The 14,616-nt window shown below is 72.3% G+C and carries 15 protein-coding genes; 8 read left to right on the forward strand and 7 right to left on the reverse strand.

All coding sequences use genetic code 11. The features are described from left to right. The first annotated feature begins 19 nt into the window (after positions 1 to 19). The 3 genes from recA (at position 20) to ACQP0T_RS08285 (ending at position 2,383) form a co-directional block, all read left to right on the forward strand. Positions 20 to 1,066: a recombinase RecA gene (gene recA / locus ACQP0T_RS08275; RefSeq protein ID WP_433872030.1), complete on the forward strand. Its 1,047-nt coding sequence runs from the start codon at positions 20 to 22 to the stop codon at positions 1,064 to 1,066. Positions 1,067 to 1,185: 119 nt separating this feature from the next. After that, positions 1,186 to 1,659, forward strand: coding sequence for a regulatory protein RecX (locus ACQP0T_RS08280; RefSeq protein ID WP_433873628.1), 474 nt, complete (start codon positions 1,186 to 1,188; stop codon positions 1,657 to 1,659). A 49-nt stretch (positions 1,660 to 1,708) separates the two neighbouring features. Then, positions 1,709 to 2,383, forward strand: a complete 675-nt coding sequence (locus ACQP0T_RS08285) for an HAD family hydrolase (RefSeq protein ID WP_433872031.1) — start codon at positions 1,709 to 1,711, stop codon at positions 2,381 to 2,383. A gap of 56 nt (positions 2,384 to 2,439) precedes the next feature. On the opposite strand, the gene eda is transcribed toward ACQP0T_RS08285, so the two are convergent. Beyond that, positions 2,440 to 3,066 carry a bifunctional 4-hydroxy-2-oxoglutarate aldolase/2-dehydro-3-deoxy-phosphogluconate aldolase gene (gene eda, locus ACQP0T_RS08290; protein ID WP_433872032.1) on the reverse strand — a complete coding sequence of 209 codons (627 nt, stop codon included), beginning with the start codon at positions 3,064 to 3,066 and terminating at the stop codon, positions 2,440 to 2,442. A 25-nt stretch (positions 3,067 to 3,091) separates the two neighbouring features. Next, the gene (gene edd / locus ACQP0T_RS08295) at positions 3,092 to 4,939 is read right to left on the reverse strand and encodes a phosphogluconate dehydratase (protein ID WP_433872033.1); all 1,848 of its coding nucleotides are present in this window, start codon (positions 4,937 to 4,939) and stop codon (positions 3,092 to 3,094) included. A 190-nt stretch (positions 4,940 to 5,129) separates the two neighbouring features. Here edd and ACQP0T_RS08300 point away from each other — a divergent pair, with 190 nt between their 5' ends. Both ACQP0T_RS08300 and ACQP0T_RS08305 read left to right on the forward strand, forming a co-directional pair. After that, entirely contained in the window at positions 5,130 to 5,741 is a 612-nt protein-coding gene (locus ACQP0T_RS08300) for a transporter substrate-binding domain-containing protein (protein ID WP_433872034.1), read from the forward strand. A gap of 130 nt (positions 5,742 to 5,871) precedes the next feature. Continuing rightward, the gene (locus tag ACQP0T_RS08305; RefSeq protein ID WP_433872035.1) at positions 5,872 to 6,606 is read left to right on the forward strand and encodes a hypothetical protein; all 735 of its coding nucleotides are present in this window, start codon (positions 5,872 to 5,874) and stop codon (positions 6,604 to 6,606) included. Positions 6,607 to 6,744: 138 nt separating this feature from the next. Here the strand turns inward: ACQP0T_RS08305 and ACQP0T_RS08310 are convergent, their stop codons facing one another. The 4 genes from ACQP0T_RS08310 to ACQP0T_RS08325 all read right to left on the reverse strand — a co-directional run bounded on the left by ACQP0T_RS08310 (position 6,745) and on the right by ACQP0T_RS08325 (position 9,963). Further along, entirely contained in the window at positions 6,745 to 7,599 is an 855-nt protein-coding gene (locus ACQP0T_RS08310) for an amino acid ABC transporter permease (protein WP_433872036.1), read from the reverse strand. After that, positions 7,596 to 8,246 carry an amino acid ABC transporter permease gene (locus tag ACQP0T_RS08315; RefSeq protein WP_345365261.1) on the reverse strand — a complete coding sequence of 217 codons (651 nt, stop codon included), beginning with the start codon at positions 8,244 to 8,246 and terminating at the stop codon, positions 7,596 to 7,598. The genes ACQP0T_RS08310 and ACQP0T_RS08315 overlap by 4 nt, the downstream gene beginning before the upstream one ends. A gap of 62 nt (positions 8,247 to 8,308) precedes the next feature. Continuing rightward, positions 8,309 to 9,214, reverse strand: a complete 906-nt coding sequence (locus tag ACQP0T_RS08320; RefSeq protein WP_433872037.1) for a glutamate ABC transporter substrate-binding protein — start codon at positions 9,212 to 9,214, stop codon at positions 8,309 to 8,311. 20 nt (positions 9,215 to 9,234) lie between these two features. Next, positions 9,235 to 9,963, reverse strand: a complete 729-nt coding sequence (locus ACQP0T_RS08325) for an amino acid ABC transporter ATP-binding protein (protein WP_433873630.1) — start codon at positions 9,961 to 9,963, stop codon at positions 9,235 to 9,237. Positions 9,964 to 10,218: 255 nt separating this feature from the next. On the opposite strand from ACQP0T_RS08325, the gene miaB reads away from it, so the two are divergent. Together miaB and ACQP0T_RS08335 are read left to right on the forward strand one after the other, a co-directional pair. After that, on the forward strand, positions 10,219 to 11,709 hold the full coding sequence (gene miaB / locus ACQP0T_RS08330; RefSeq protein WP_433872038.1) for a tRNA (N6-isopentenyl adenosine(37)-C2)-methylthiotransferase MiaB: 1,491 nt from the start codon (positions 10,219 to 10,221) through the stop codon (positions 11,707 to 11,709). Then, complete coding sequence (locus ACQP0T_RS08335; protein WP_433872039.1) at positions 11,706 to 12,176, forward strand: Rv2732c family membrane protein; 471 nt, start codon at positions 11,706 to 11,708, stop codon at positions 12,174 to 12,176. Before miaB ends, ACQP0T_RS08335 begins: the two co-directional genes overlap by 4 nt. A gap of 64 nt (positions 12,177 to 12,240) precedes the next feature. Here ACQP0T_RS08335 and ACQP0T_RS08340 read toward each other — a convergent pair whose 3' ends face one another. Continuing rightward, positions 12,241 to 13,581, reverse strand: coding sequence for a DUF349 domain-containing protein (locus ACQP0T_RS08340; protein WP_433872040.1), 1,341 nt, complete (start codon positions 13,579 to 13,581; stop codon positions 12,241 to 12,243). A gap of 482 nt (positions 13,582 to 14,063) precedes the next feature. Here ACQP0T_RS08340 and ACQP0T_RS08345 point away from each other — a divergent pair, with 482 nt between their 5' ends. After that, positions 14,064 to 14,603 carry a hypothetical protein gene (locus ACQP0T_RS08345; RefSeq protein ID WP_433872041.1) on the forward strand — a complete coding sequence of 180 codons (540 nt, stop codon included), beginning with the start codon at positions 14,064 to 14,066 and terminating at the stop codon, positions 14,601 to 14,603. Positions 14,604 to 14,616 lie beyond the last annotated feature (13 nt).

The following is a 14,616-nucleotide window of genomic DNA, read 5'->3' on the forward strand; positions in this document are numbered from 1 at the left end:
CTCCCCGAGGTGGCCCCCGATGGCAGCGACGACTCCCGACAAAGGCAAGGCGCTGGAACTCGCGCTTGCCCAGATCGACAAGCAGTACGGCAAGGGCTCGGTCATGCGGCTCGGCGACGAGACCCGGGCGCCGATCGAGGTGATCCCGACCGGGTCCATCTCGCTCGACGTGGCGCTGGGCATCGGCGGTCTGCCGCGCGGCCGCGTCGTGGAGATCTACGGCCCGGAGAGCAGCGGTAAGACCTCGGTGGCGCTGCACGCCGTGGCCAACGCCCAGAAGCTCGGCGGCACGGCGGCCTTCATCGACGCCGAGCACGCGCTGGACCCCGAGTACGCCAAGGCGATCGGCGTGGACACCGACGGGCTGCTGGTGGCCCAGCCGGACACCGGCGAGCAGGCGCTGGAGATCGCGGACATGCTGATCCGCTCCGGCGCGCTGGACGTCATCGTCATCGACTCGGTGGCCGCGCTGGTGCCGCGCGCCGAGATCGAGGGCGAGATGGGCGACAGCCACGTCGGCCTGCAGGCCCGGCTGATGAGCCAGGCGCTGCGCAAGCTGACCTCCGCGCTCTACAACGCCAAGACCACCGCGATCTTCATCAACCAGCTCCGCGAGAAGGTCGGCGTGATGTTCGGTTCGCCGGAGACCACCACCGGCGGCAAGGCGCTGAAGTTCTACTCCTCGGTGCGGCTGGACGTCCGGCGCATCGAGACGCTCAAGGACGGCTCGGACGCGGTGGGTAACCGCACCCGGGTCAAGGTGGTGAAGAACAAGGTGGCGCCGCCGTTCAAGCAGGCGGAGTTCGACATCGTCTACGGCGTCGGCATCAGCCGCGAGGGTTCGCTGATCGACATGGGCGTGGAGCAGGGCATCGTCCGCAAGTCCGGGGCCTGGTACACCTACGAGGGCGACCAGCTCGGCCAGGGCAAGGAGAACGCCCGCCGCTTCATGCGGGACAACCCCGACATCGCCAACGAGATCGAGAAGCGGATCAAGGAGAAGCTCGGCATCGGCGCCACCGTGGACGCCGAGGAGTCGGCCGAGCCGGCTCCGGTCGACTTCTGATCCCGGTGCACGGCAGTGGTGATCGCCGGGGGCGCGGCGCGCGCGGCCGTTCCTCCGGCGACGACCCGGCCCCGGCGGCCGACGAGGCCCAGCGGACTCCCGAGCAGCGTGCGCGGGACGTGGTCTACCGGTTGCTCGCGGTGCGCGCCCGCAGCCGGGATGAGCTGCGGCAAGCCTTGCTGCGCAAGGGTTTCGAAGACGAGGTCGCCGACGGCGTGCTGCGGAAGTTCGTCGACGCCGGTCTGGTCGACGACGCGGCGTTCGCCGCGGAGTGGGTGCACGAACGCCAGCGCAACCGCGGCCTCGGGCGCAAGGCGCTCGGCTTCGAACTGCGCCGCAAGGGCGTGTCCGAGGACCTCGTCGCGGCGGCATTGTCCACCGTGGACGAAGACGACGAGGTGGAGCGGGCCCGCGAGGCCGTGCGGCGCAAGCTCCGCTCCACCACCTCCACCGACGGCGCGGTGCTGATGCGCCGCCTGGTCGGGATGCTGGCGCGCAAGGGCTACTCGGAGGGGCTCGCCTTCCGGGTGGTGCGCGAGGAACTCGAACGCTCGGGTGTGGACGGCGAGCCGCAGGCGGGCGAGGAGCCGTGACGCGGAGCGGCTTTCGCTTCCTCGCCGCCGGCTCGTAGAGTCGACGACCGTGACGAGTCTGGCCACGCGCGTCCCGCGCCACATCGTGTGGGACTGGAACGGAACACTCCTGTCCGACAATCACGCCGTCGTCGAGGCGGTGAACGTGGTGTGCACGGCGTTCGAGCGCGACCACATCGACATCGACGAGTGGCGTTCGCTGTTCGGCCGCCCGCTGCAGAAGTGCTACGAGCGCCTGCTGCGGCGTTCGCTCGACGAGCAGGACTGGGCGCGCATCGACGTGCTCTACCACGACGCGTACCGGGACCTGCTGCACAGCTGCCGCCTCGCCGACGGGGTCCCGAACCTGCTCGCCGACTGGGCGGGAACCGGGCGCAGCCAATCGCTGCTGTCCATGTGGTTCCACGACGAGTTGGTGCCGCTGGTGAGCAGCATGGGCCTGGACGGCTACTTCAGCCGGGTGGACGGCCTCCGCGAGGATCTCGGCGGCGGGTCCAAGGCCGAACACCTGGTGCGGCACATGGACGCCCTGGAACTCGACCCGCGGGACGTGGTACTCATCGGCGACGTCCTCGACGACGCCCACGCGGCGCAGCGGGCGGGCACCGACTGCGTGCTGCTCACCACCGGCGTGATGTCCCGCACCGCGCTGGAGGAGGCGGGCTGCCCGGTGGTGGACTCGATCTCAGAGGCGTTGGCCCGCGTCGACGGCCGGACCGGCTGAACCCGGCGCGCCGGCGGATCGCGGTGCCGTCCGGAACGGCACCGCGATCCGCCGGTTCACCGCAGCGCGGCGGCCTCCCGGGCGAGCGCTTCGACGCCGCCCCAGTCCCCGGCCGCGAGCAGTCGCTTCGGGGTGATCCACGAGCCGCCGACGCAACCGACGTTGGGCAGCGCCAGGTAGTCCCGCGCGTTGTCCGGCCCGATCCCGCCGGTGGGGCAGAAGCGCAGTCCCGGTAGCGGCCCGCTGAGCGACTGGAGGTAGGGCACGCCGCCGCTGGCCTCGGCGGGGAAGAACTTCATCGCCGAGACCCCGCGTTCGGCCAACCGCATCGCCTCGGAGACCGTGCTGATCCCGGCCAGGTAGGGCAGGCCGACCTCGTCGAGATCGTCGAGCAGCCGGTCGGTGCCGCCCGGCGTGACCAGGTACCCGGCCCCGGCCTCGGCGGCCCGCGCCGCCTGCCCCGGCTCGGTGACCGTCCCCGCGCCCACCACGATGTCCTCGACCTCGGCCGCGATCCGCTCGATCGCGGGCAGGCCCGCTGGGGTGCGCAGGGTGACCTCGATGGTGCCGATCCCACCGCGCACCAGCGCCCGCGCGAGGTCCACGGCCTGCCCCGCGTCGTCCAGGGCGACGACCGGTACGACCGGGCTCAGCTCCAGCACCTCAGCTGCCTTCACGTCCACGTCCCTTCCTCCGAGCGAGTTGCCGTCATGCTGTCACGTCCGCCGTGGACGTCCGCGGTGCGGTGAACACGCTCGCCCCCTGGTCGGCGCGGCCGACCGCGTCGCGGAACACCCCGAACAGCTCCCGGCCGGTGCCGAACTGCGGTCCGGCCGCGCCGAGGTCGGGGGTGCGGGCGGCCAGCTCCGCGTCGGGGACGAGCACTTCGAGGGTCCCCCGGTCGGCGTCCAGGCGGACCACGTCGCCGTCGGCGATCCGGGCCAGCGGCCCGTCGGCGGCGGACTCCGGGGTGAGCTGGATCGCGGCCGGGATCTTGCCGGAGGCCCCGGACATGCGGCCGTCGGTGACCAGCGCGACCTGGTACCCCTTGTCCATGAGCACGCCCAGCGAGGGGGTCAGCCCGTGCAGCTCGGGCATCCCGTTGGCGCGCGGACCCTGGCCCCGGATCACCACGACGACGTCGCGGTCCAGCTCCCCGGCGCGGAACGCGGCGGTGAACTCGTGCTGGTCGGTGAACACCCGCGCCGGGGCGGTGACCGAGCGGTAGTCGGCGGCCACCGCCGACACCTTGATCACCGACCGCCCGAGGTTGCCGTCGAGCACCCGCAACCCGCCTTCGGGGGCGAACGGCTCGTCGACGTCGCGCAGCACGTCCGGGTCCAGGCTGCGGCGCGGCGCGGGCCGCCAGACCAGTGCGCCGTCCTCCAGGAACGGCTGCTCGCGGTAGCGGTCGAGGCCCGGGCCCGCCGCGGTCCGCACGTCCGGGTGCAGCAGCCCGGCGTCGAGCAGCGAGCCCACCAGCGTGGGCACCCCGCCCGCGGCGGCGAAGTGGTTGATGTCGGCCGAGCCGTTGGGGTAGACGCGGGCCAGCAGCGGCACCTCGGCGGAGAGCTCGGCGAAGTCGTCCCAGGTGAGCTCGATGCCCGCGGCGGCGGCGATGGCGACCAGGTGCAGGGTGTGGTTCGTCGACCCGCCGGTGGCCAGCAGCGCCACCACGCCGTTGACGATGGCGCGCTCGTCGAGGACCTCGCCCAGTGGCGTGTAGTCGTCGGTGCTCGGCCCGATCTCCACCACCCGTCGGGCGGCGTGCTCGGTCAGCGCGGTGCGCAGCGGCGTGCCGGGCGGTACGAAGCTCGCGCCGGGCAGGTGCAGCCCCATCACCTCGACGACGAGCTGGTTGGAGTTCGCGGTGCCGTAGAAGGTGCAGGTGCCGGGGGAGTGGTACGAGGCGGATTCGGCGGCCAGCAGGTCGTCCCGGGTCGCCTCGCCGGCGGCGAATAGCTGCCGGATCCGGCTCTTCTCGCCGTTGGGCAGCCCGGACGGCATCGGTCCGGCGGGCACCAGCAGCGCGGGCAGGTGGCCGAACGACAGCGCGCCGATGAGCAGTCCCGGCACGATCTTGTCGCACACCCCGAGCAGCAGGGCCCCGTCGAACATCTCGTGGGACAGCGCGACCCCGGTGGCCATCGCGATGACCTCCCGGGAGAACAGCGAGAGCTCCATCCCGGTGCGGCCTTGGGTGATCCCGTCGCACATGGCCGGGACCCCGCCGGCGAACTGCGCGACACCGCCGGCCTCCCGCACGGCGTCCTTGATCAGCCCCGGGTAGTCGGCGTAGGGCTGGTGCGCCGAGAGCATGTCGTTGTAGGCGGAGACGATCGCCACGCCGGGTTTGGTGGCACCGCGCACCGCGAGCCGGTCCGGGCCGGAGCAGGCCGCGAAGCCGTGCGCCAGGTTGCTGCAGGGCAGCTCGGTGCGGGCCGGGCGGGTGGACGCGGCGTCGCGCAGGCGCGCGAGGTAGGCCTCGCGGGTGGGTCTGCTGCGTTCGACGATGCGCCGGGTGACCTGGTCGACGACGCGGTTCATCGGCGTCATGGTTGCCTCCGGACACGTGGTGGGAGGCGACAACGCTGGCGCCGGGTGACGGCAGCCACACTAATGGGTCAGTCGTGGATTTCAAAATCGATCCAGCCGGTGACCGCCCCAGCCGCGCGCGCCTTTTCCGCGAGGGGTTCCCCGACGCCCGCTCCGGTGCGCGATCATGGAACCGGCGGAAGGAGTGCTCATGCGGATCCGGGCCTTGGCCGGAGTGGTGGCCGTCGTCGCGGTGCTGACGTCCTGCGGCCAGGAGGTGCCCTCGGCGTCGAACGCCTTCCCGCCGCGCGAGGCGCCGTCGAGCGCGCCCCCGGTACCGCGTCCGTCGGCGGACACCTCGGTCGGGTTGGACTCCTCGCCGACCATCGAGGAGATCAAGCAGCACCGCCAGTTCCACGTCGGGGTGCGCAACGACGCGCCCGCCTTCGCCGCGCGCGTCGGACCGGGCGAGTACGCGGGATTCGACGTGGAGATCGCCGGGCTGCTGGCCACCCGCCTCGGTCTCGATCCCGACACCGAGGTCACCTACCGGATGCTGCCGCCGAGCCTGCTCTACGACGCGCTGGCCAGCGGCAGCGTCGACGCGGTGATCGGCTGGCAGGCCGGGGGCCGGGCCGATCTGGCCGACGTCGGCCCGTACGCGGTCACCGACGAACCCCGCTTCGTCGTGGTCCGCGGCGGGGACGACGCCATGGTCGAGGAGTTCGAGGGGATCCTGGACGCCGCGGTGGCCGACGGTTCCTGGCAGCGCGCCTACGACGCCACCCTCGGCCGCGAGGGCATCCCCGCACGCCCGCGCTGACCCGGGCCGCGTCCGGGGCCACCGCGAGATCACCTGGTCGAGGGGCCGACTCACCTGCCGGGGAGATGGACGGCGGTGCGGGGCGGCGGTTGGATGATCGCGATCCCGCCGCGTCGTCCTCGGAGGCCCCATGTCCGGTCCGCCGCTGTTCCGCCGCCTGGCCACCCTCGTGCTGGTGGTGGTCGCCTCGGTCGGCCTCGCCGTCCCGGCCACCGCTGCCGCTCCGCCCTCGCCGGAGCACTGCGCCACCACGCTGCGCTGCGATCTCGGCGAGATCGCCCGGATGCCGGTGGCCGACCGGGCCCACTTCGTCCGCCTGGTGCAGCGGTACGGCACCCGGTACGAGCGGGATTTCCGGCGCTGGGCGGCCATCGCGGCGGTGCTCGACGCGCAGCGCGACTGGGGCGTGGGCGACCCGGGCAGTTGGCTGGCGGTCACCGGCTCGGGGCTGCTCGAAGCGCTCGAGCGGAGCCTCGTCGTGGCGCGTCGGCCCGGCGCCGACGACTTCGGCAACCCCGGGACCGGTGAGTGGGCGGCCTACCTGGTCGACCTGCGCGCCGGTCGGCTGGACCACCGGCCGGTGCACGACCGGGAGTGGGGCGCGGCCGAGCAGGTCGCGCTGGACCACGGCGAGCGGGTCGCGGGTGGGCGCGGGCTGGTGCCGACCTCGGGCGAACGCCGGTTCAAGCAGCTCACCGACCTGTTCCGCTGGGCGATGCAGCACCAGGAGGAGCTCTCCCGGGTCCTCGGACCGCTGGCCCCGTGCTGTGGTGGTTCACCGACGTCCGCAACGAGGAGGTCTTCCGGGTCGCCGGTGCGGTGGCGCTCACGATCTCCTTCGGCCCGCCCGGGCCACAAGCGCTGAGCGCCCTGCTCCAGGGCGTCCAACGCCGCTGCCCGACCTGCGCCCAACCCGCCCCGGCCACCTGATCCGAGTGAGGAGCACCTTCATCCGGCATGGTCGGACGAAGGTGCCCCTCACTCGTCCGGGTGGGGGCGCAGATCAGTCGACTTCGGCGGTGACCACCGTGCTGCCCTTGCGGCCCCGGCTGAGCCTGCGCTCGGTGTAGGTGGCCACCCGGCTCAGCGCGTAGTTGATCACGATGAACAGCACGCCGACCACGAAGAACATCTGGATCGGGTTGTTCAGGTTCTGGATGATCACCTGCGCCTGCCGCAGCACGTCCACGTAGGCGATGATGAAGCCCAGCGAGGTGTCCTTCACGATCACCACGAGTTGGCTGATCAGCGCGGGCATCATCGCCCGGAACGCCTGCGGCAGCAGCACGGTGGTCAGCACCTGCCCGCGGCGCAGGCCGATGGCGTAGGCGGCCTCGCTCTGCCCCTTGGGCAGCGCCAGGATCCCGGCCCGCACGATCTCGGCGATGATCACCGAGTTGTACGCGGTGAGCCCGATGACCAGGAACCACAGCGTCGGCAGCTGGAGTCCGAACTCCGGCAGCACCCGCGCGGCGAAGAAGATCGCGATGACCACCGGCACGCCGCGCAGCACCTCGACCACGCCGACCACGATCCACCGGTACCACGGCGCGCTGACCAGCCGGGTCACCGCGAGCAGGGTGCCGATGACCAGCGAGAACACCATCGCCAGCGCGGCGGCCGCGGCCGTGTTGGCCAGGCCCCGGCCGAGCAGCGACCACAGCGCGGTGAACGTGCCGTCGGCCGGGTTCAGCACCGGGCCCCACTTCTCGGCGGTGAGCTGCCCCTGCGTGCCGAGCCGGACCAGGACCCAGGCCAGCACCCCGGCCAGCGCCAGGCCGACCACCGCGCTGCCGATCAGGGACCGGCGCTTGGCTTGCGGCCCGGGCGTCTCGTAGAGCACCGAGTTCGTCGTCATCGCGCGATCGCCACCTTCCGCTCGACGTAGCTGAGCAGCAGCCCGGCGGGGATGGTGATCACCAGGTAGCCGAGCACCACCCCGGTGAGCACGGGCAGCGCCGCGAACCCGCGCGCGGAGGTCAGCGTGTCGCCGACCGCGAACAGGTCGCCGCCGACGCCGAACGCGCCGACGATCGCGGAGTTCTTGATCATCGCGATGAACACGTTGCCCAGCGGCGGGACGACGGTCCGCACCGCCTGCGGCAGCACCACGATGGTCAGCGACTGCCCGAAGGTCAGCCCGATGGACCGGGCGGCCTCGGCCTGCCCGGGCGGCACCGCGTTGATGCCGCTGCGGATCGCCTCGCAGACGAACGCCGAGGTGTAGAGGGCCAGACCGATCGTGCCGAACCAGAAGTACGAGCCGTTGAAGCCCAGTTCGGGCAGCCCGAAGGCCATGAAGAACAGCACCACGGTGAGCGGGCAGTTGCGCAGCACGGTCACCCAGGCGGAGCCGCAGCCGCGCAGCGGCGGCAGCGGTGACACCCGGAAACCGGCCATGATCACGCCGAGCACCAGCGCGAGGGCGGCGGCGTACGCGCAGATCTGCAGCGTGCGCACCAGCCCGTCCAGGTACAGCGGGAGGTTGTCGATGATGACGTCCACGGGTCAACTCCGGCCATGAGGAAGGGTGCCGTCCGGACCGGGCGGCACCCTTCCGCGGTGAACTAGCTGCAGGGATCGAATTCGGGGAGCTGCGGCGTCCGCTCGGAGACGGTGCCCGCGGTCGCCTTCCAGGCCGCCTCGTAGGCGCCGTCCTGCGCCGCCTCGGTCAGCGACTGGTTGATGAACTCGCAGAACGCCACGTCGCCCTTCTTGATGCCGATGCCGTACGGCTCCTCGGTGAAGGGCTTCTCCACCAGCTTGAACTCGCCGCCGCTCTTCTCGACCAGCCCGAGCAGGATCACGTTGTCGGTGGTGACGGCCTGCACCTGGCCGGTGCGCAGCGCGTCGGCGCACTTGGAGTACACGTCGAACAGGACCAGGTTCGACGCGTCGACGTACTTCTTGATCTCCTCGGCGGGCGTCGAGCCGATGACCGAGCAGACCTTGGCGCCGGCCGGGCGCAGCGACTCCGGGCCGGTGATCGAGGTGTCGTCGGCCTTGATCATCAGGTCCTGCCCGGCCTGGTAGTAGGGCCCGGCGAAGCTGATCCGCTCCTTGCGGGCGTCGTTGATGGTGTAGGTGGCCACCACCATGTCCACCCGGCCCTGCTCGAGGACCTCCTCGCGGGTCTTGCTGGGCGTTTCCACCCACTCGATGTTCTCCGGGGCGATGCCCAGCTTGCCCGCGACGATCTCGGCGATCTCCACGTCGAAGCCCTGCATCTGGCCGTCGAGCCCCTTGAGGCCGAACAGCGGCTGGTCGACCTTGGTGCCGACCCGGATGGTGCCCTGCTGCTGCAGCGCCGCCATCGTGGTGCCGGGTTCGAACTGCGCGTTCGCGTCGACCTCGGCCTGGGCGTCGGTGCCGCCGGTGGCGAGCCGGTTCTCGCCGCCGCCCCCGCAGCCGGTCAGCACCAGGGCCAGCGATGCCGCCAGCACCCCGGCGAACCGAACCTTCTTGCCTCGCATTGCGTGCCCCTCTCTGGACGCTAGTGGGTGAGGATCTTGCCGAGGAAGTCCTTGGCGCGGTCGCTCTCCGGCGCGCTGAAGAACGTGTCGGGGGAGGCGTCCTCGACCACTTCGCCATCGGCCATGAACAGCACCCGGTGCGCGGCGCGGCGGGCGAAGCCCATCTCGTGGGTGACCACGAGCATGGTCATGCCCTCGTCGGCCAGCGCGGTCATCACGTCGAGCACCTCGTTGACCATCTCCGGGTCCAGCGCGGAGGTCGGCTCGTCGAACAACATCACCTTCGGCTTCATCGCCAGCGCGCGGGCGATGGCCACCCGCTGCTGCTGGCCGCCGGAGAGCTGGGCCGGGTACTTGGCCGCCTGGTCGGCGATGCCCACCCGGTCCAGCAGCCGCATCGCCTCCTCGCGCGCCGCCTCCTTGCCGAGGCCGCGGACCTTGATCGGCCCGAGCGTCACGTTGTCCAGGATCGTCTTGTGCGCGAAGAGGTTGAACTGCTGGAACACCATGCCCACGTCGGAGCGCAGCCCGGCGAGCGCGCGACCTTCGACGGGCAGCGGGACGCCGTCGATCTCGATGGTCCCGGAGTCGATCGGCTCCAGCCGGTTGATCGCGCGGCACAGCGTCGACTTGCCCGAGCCCGACGGCCCGAGCACCACCACGACCTGTCCGCGCGGCACCTCCAGCGTGATGTCCCGCAGCACGTGCAACGGGCCGAAGTGCTTGTCGACCGCGGACATCCGGATCATCGGCGCGTCCGGGGGAGCTTCGGCCATGCTTTCTCCTGGTACGAATCGGATTTCGTTGGCAGGAACCTAAGCCGCCGGAACCGGTTAGTCCAGACGGATCGGGCAAACACCGGTTGCAACTCGGTTACTTCGAGAAATCCGGCAAATGCCGCGCCGGGCCCCGGGGTCGCCGCGGGGGTTCGGTCGCGGCTCGGCACCGCGGCAGCGCGTCCGGGCGGGTGAACGGCGGAACTGACCAGGAGCTACGGTGGAACGGTGAGCACGAGCGGTGGCGCCAGGAGCTACGAGATCCGGACGTACGGCTGCCAGATGAACGTGCACGATTCGGAGCGCCTGGCCGGAATGCTGGAGGACGCCGGATACGTGCGCGCGGTGACCGGGGCGTCACCCGACGTGGTCGTGTTCAACACGTGCGCGGTCCGGGAGAACGCCGACAACCGGCTCTACGGCACGCTCGGTCACATGCGCCCGGCCAAGGACGCCAACCCCGGCATGCAGATCGCGGTCGGCGGCTGCCTGGCCCAGAAGGACCGCGACAGCATCGTCAAGAAGGCGCCGTGGGTCGACGTCGTCTTCGGCACCCACAACCTCGGTTCGCTGCCGACCTTGCTGGAGCGGGCCCGGCACAACGACGAGGCCGAGGTCGAGATCCTCGAGTCGCTGGACGTCTTCCCCTCCACGCTGCCCGCCCGGCGCGAATCCGCCTACTCGGGTTGGGTGTCGGTGTCGGTCGGCTGCAACAACACCTGCACCTTCTGCATCGTCCCCGCGCTGCGCGGCAAGGAGAAGGACCGCCGCCCCGGCGAGGTGCTGGCCGAGGTGGAGGCGCTGGTCGCCGAGGGCGTGCTGGAGGTGACGCTGCTCGGGCAGAACGTCAACGCCTACGGCGTCGAGTTCGGCGACCGCTACGCCTTCGGCAAGCTGCTGCGGTCCTGCGGCGAGATCGAGGGGCTGGAGCGGGTCCGGTTCACCTCGCCGCACCCGAGGGACTTCACCGACGACGTGATCGCCGCCATGGCCGAGACGCCCAACGTCTGCCACCAGCTCCACATGCCGCTGCAGTCCGGTTCCGACCGGGTGCTCAAGGCGATGCGCCGCTCCTACCGCTCGGACCGCTTCCTGCGCATCGTGCGCGACGTGCGGGAGGCGATGCCCGACGCCGCCATCACCACCGACATCATCGTGGGCTTCCCGGGCGAGACCGAGGAGGACTTCGAGCAGACGCTGGAGGTCGTCCGGCAGGCCCGGTTCTCCAGCGCGTTCACCTTCCAGTACTCCAAGCGCCCCGGCACCCCCGCCGCCGACATGCCCGACCAGCTCCCCAAGGAGGTCGTGCAGGAGCGCTACGAGCGGCTGGTGGCGTTGCAGGACGAGATCTCGTGGGCGGAGAACCGCGCCTTGGTCGGCCGCGAGGTCGAGCTGCTGGTCGCCGAGGGCGAGGGTCGCAAGGACACCGCCACCCGCCGGCTCTCCGGCCGCGCCCGGGACGGCAGGCTGGTGCACTTCGCGCCCGGCGGGGCGATCGACCGGGAGATCCGGCCCGGTGACGTCGTGCGCACCACCATCACCAAGGCCGCTCCGCACCACCTGGTAGCCGACGCCGACCTGCACCAGCACCGCCGCACCCGCGCCGGTGACCACTGGGAGGAAGGCGTCCGGCCCAAGACCTCCGGGGTGACCCTGGGACTGCCGTCCTTCGGCGCCCCGACCCAGGAAACCGCAGTGCAGCAGGGATGTGCGTGTTGAGCAGCGAACCGGAGAAGACCCGAGAAGGCACCCGAGCGCTGTCCCGCAGCGAGCGGGAGGTCCTGCGCACCTTCGACCCCGGTTCGCGGGCGCTGGTGCTGGCCGGTGTGATCCTGGTGCTGGTGTTCTCGTCCGTGCTGCCGTGGGTCGGCGACGCCGCCGGGTGGGAGGTGCTCACCGGCCAGGCCGATCCGGACCTCGACATCGGCTTCCTGCCCTGGCTGTTCTCCACCAACGCCACCGTCGTCGGTGTCGGGCTCGGCTCCCTCGCGCTGATCACCCGGCGGTGGGTGATCGCCTTCCTGGCCGGCCTCGGCGGCCTGATGGTCACCTTCGAGGGCATGATCGCGATCTGGTCCCGCCAGACCAGCGGCGTCGCCGGACCGTCGTTCGGACTGGTCCTGGCGGTGCTGTGCATGCTGGTGCTCGGCGTGCAGTGGATGAAGATCGTCTGGAGCCAGGACTGAGCTGATCGCCCGCCGCGATCCGGGCGGGGGGCGGCGAGTCCCGGCGGACCCGCCGCCCGGCTGATCAGCGGCTGGCCAGGGCCTGCTCCGCGGCGGCGAGCCATTCCCGCCACTGCTGCGCCTGCTCCTCGGCCTTCTTCGCCCGGCGCTCGTCGCCCCCGGCGCGGGCCTTGTCCGCCTGCGCCTGGAACTGCTCGACCCGCTCCCGGAACTGGTCGACCCGCGCCTGGGCTTCCGGGTCGGTGCGCCGCCACCGGGCGTCGGCGGCGTCGCGCACCGAGTCGGCGACCGCGCGCAGCCTGCCCTCCAGCTCCCGCATCCGCTCCCGGGGCACCTTGCCGATCTCGTCCCAGCGGCCCTGGATGCGCTGCAACGCCTGCTGCGCGCCCTGGAGATCGGCGGCCGGGTCCAGCCGTTCGGCCTCGGCCAGCAGCTCCTCCTTCAGCTTGGCGTTCTCGGCGAACTCCGCGTCGCGCTCGGAGAACGCCTCGGACCGCCTGCTGAAGAACGTGTCCTGCGCGGTGCGGAACCGCTGCCACAGCGCGTCGTCGCTGTCCTTCGGCGCCCGCCCGGCGGCCTTCCACTCCGCCATGAGCTGCTTGTAGCGGTTCGCGGTGTCGGCCCAGTTCGTCGAGTCGATGAGGCCCTCGGCCTCCTCGACCAGCTCCTGCTTGCGGGTCTTGGCGGCGGCGCGCTGCCGGTCCAGCTCGGCGAAGTGCGAGCCGCGGCGCCTGCTGAACGCGTCGCGGGCCTTGGAGAACCGGCGCCAGAGCTGCTCGTCGGTCTTGCGGTCGACGCCGCGGACGGTCTTCCACTCGTCGAGGATGGCGCGCAGCCGGTCGCCCGCGGTCTTCCAGTGGGTGGCCTCGGCGGCGATCTCCTCGGCCTCGGTGACCAGCGCTTCCTTCCGGGCCACCGCGTCGGCCCTGGCGCGGTCCTTCTCCACCTTGGCGTTGTCCACGGCGGTCTTGGCGCGGCCGACGACGTGGTCCAGCCGCGCGCCCAGGGCAGCCAGGTCACCGACCACGGCGGCCTCCGCCAGCCCGTCGCGCAGGTGCTCGGCGCTGCTCAGCGCCTGCTTCGGGTCGCCCGAGCCGGAGCTGAGCCGCTTCTCCAGCAGCTCGGCCTCGGTGCGCAGGTCGTCGAACTTGCGCGCGTAGAGCGCCAGCCCTTCGGCGGCTTCGCCCGCCTGCCAGGACCCGACGGCGCGCTCGCCCCCGTCGGGCGTGGTCACGTAGACGGTGCCGTCCTCGTCGACCCGGCCCCACCGCGCCGGGTTCTGCGAGGCGGGCGGCACTGCGGGCGCGGCCGTGGTGGACCCGTCCGCGGTCGCCGGACCCGTCGCCGAGTCCGTGGTCGCCGCGTTGGCCGCGGCGGCGTCGGGGGTGGTGTCCTGGTGCGTCATGGCCGGCTTCCTCCTAGCGTGCCCGCTCCGATGCCCGTGCCGGGCACGGGCGCCCCGCGGCGGCGGGGCCCAGCAAGCGGTGACCCGGACCGTGCACCGGTCCGGCCTCCGTTGGCGCATTCAAACAGGTCACGACCCGCTGCGGTACTCCGCGGCGCGATCGCCGCGGCGCGGCGCCGCCGGGATCGGGTGATGACCTGCACGGCACCATTGTCATCAGCGGCCCGCTCCGGTGCAGCGGGCAGGGTGGCGCCGCCCGCGCCCACCTGCTCCGGCCGGTGCCGGACGTGCCCTCTACCGTGCACGGATGTGATCACCCGTATCGCCGTGGTGCCCTGCCCGCCGCTGCTGGTCCCGGAGCTGACCGCGGGGTCGGGCCCGGAGCTCGCGCAACTGCGGGGCGCCTGTTCGCGCGCCGCCTCCAGTTTGACCGACGTTGCCCCCGAATGGGTGGCGGTCGCGGCAGATCCCACCGGCCCCGGGTGCTGCCCCCGGCGAGCGCGGGCACCTTCGCGGGCTACGGCGTCGACGTCCGGGTCTCGCTCGGAGAACCGGCGGCGCCGGATCCGGAGCTGCCGCTGCCCGGTCTGATCGCGGGTTGGTTGCGGGAACGCGCCGGGGCGTCGTCGGTCGCAGCGCACCTGCTGGAGCCCGCTGCCCCGGCGGATCGGTGCGCGCGGTGGGGGGCCGATCTCGACCGGTCGACCGGCAGCGCGCCGACCGGGCTGCTGGTGCTGGCCGACGGGACCGACTGCCGCGACGAGCGGTCACCGCGTCCGGTGGACGACCGGGCCGCCCCGCTGGACGAGCGGATCGGCACCGCCCTGGCCGAGGCCGACGCGGCGGCGCTGCGCGACCTGGACCCGGCGCTCGCCGAACTCGGCGTGCGCGGCCGCGCGGCCCTCCAGACCATGCCCGGGGTGGTGGCGGCCTCGGGAGCCCGGTGGCACGCCGAACCGCTCCACTCCGCGGCCCCGTTCGGCATCGGCTACCACGTGGCGGTCTGGTCGCGGCTGGGCTGAGCCCCGGCGGCGG

Origin of the sequence: Saccharopolyspora sp. CA-218241, assembly GCF_050954615.1 — a bacterium.
Classification (GTDB): Bacteria; Actinomycetota; Actinomycetes; order Mycobacteriales; family Pseudonocardiaceae; genus Saccharopolyspora; species Saccharopolyspora cebuensis.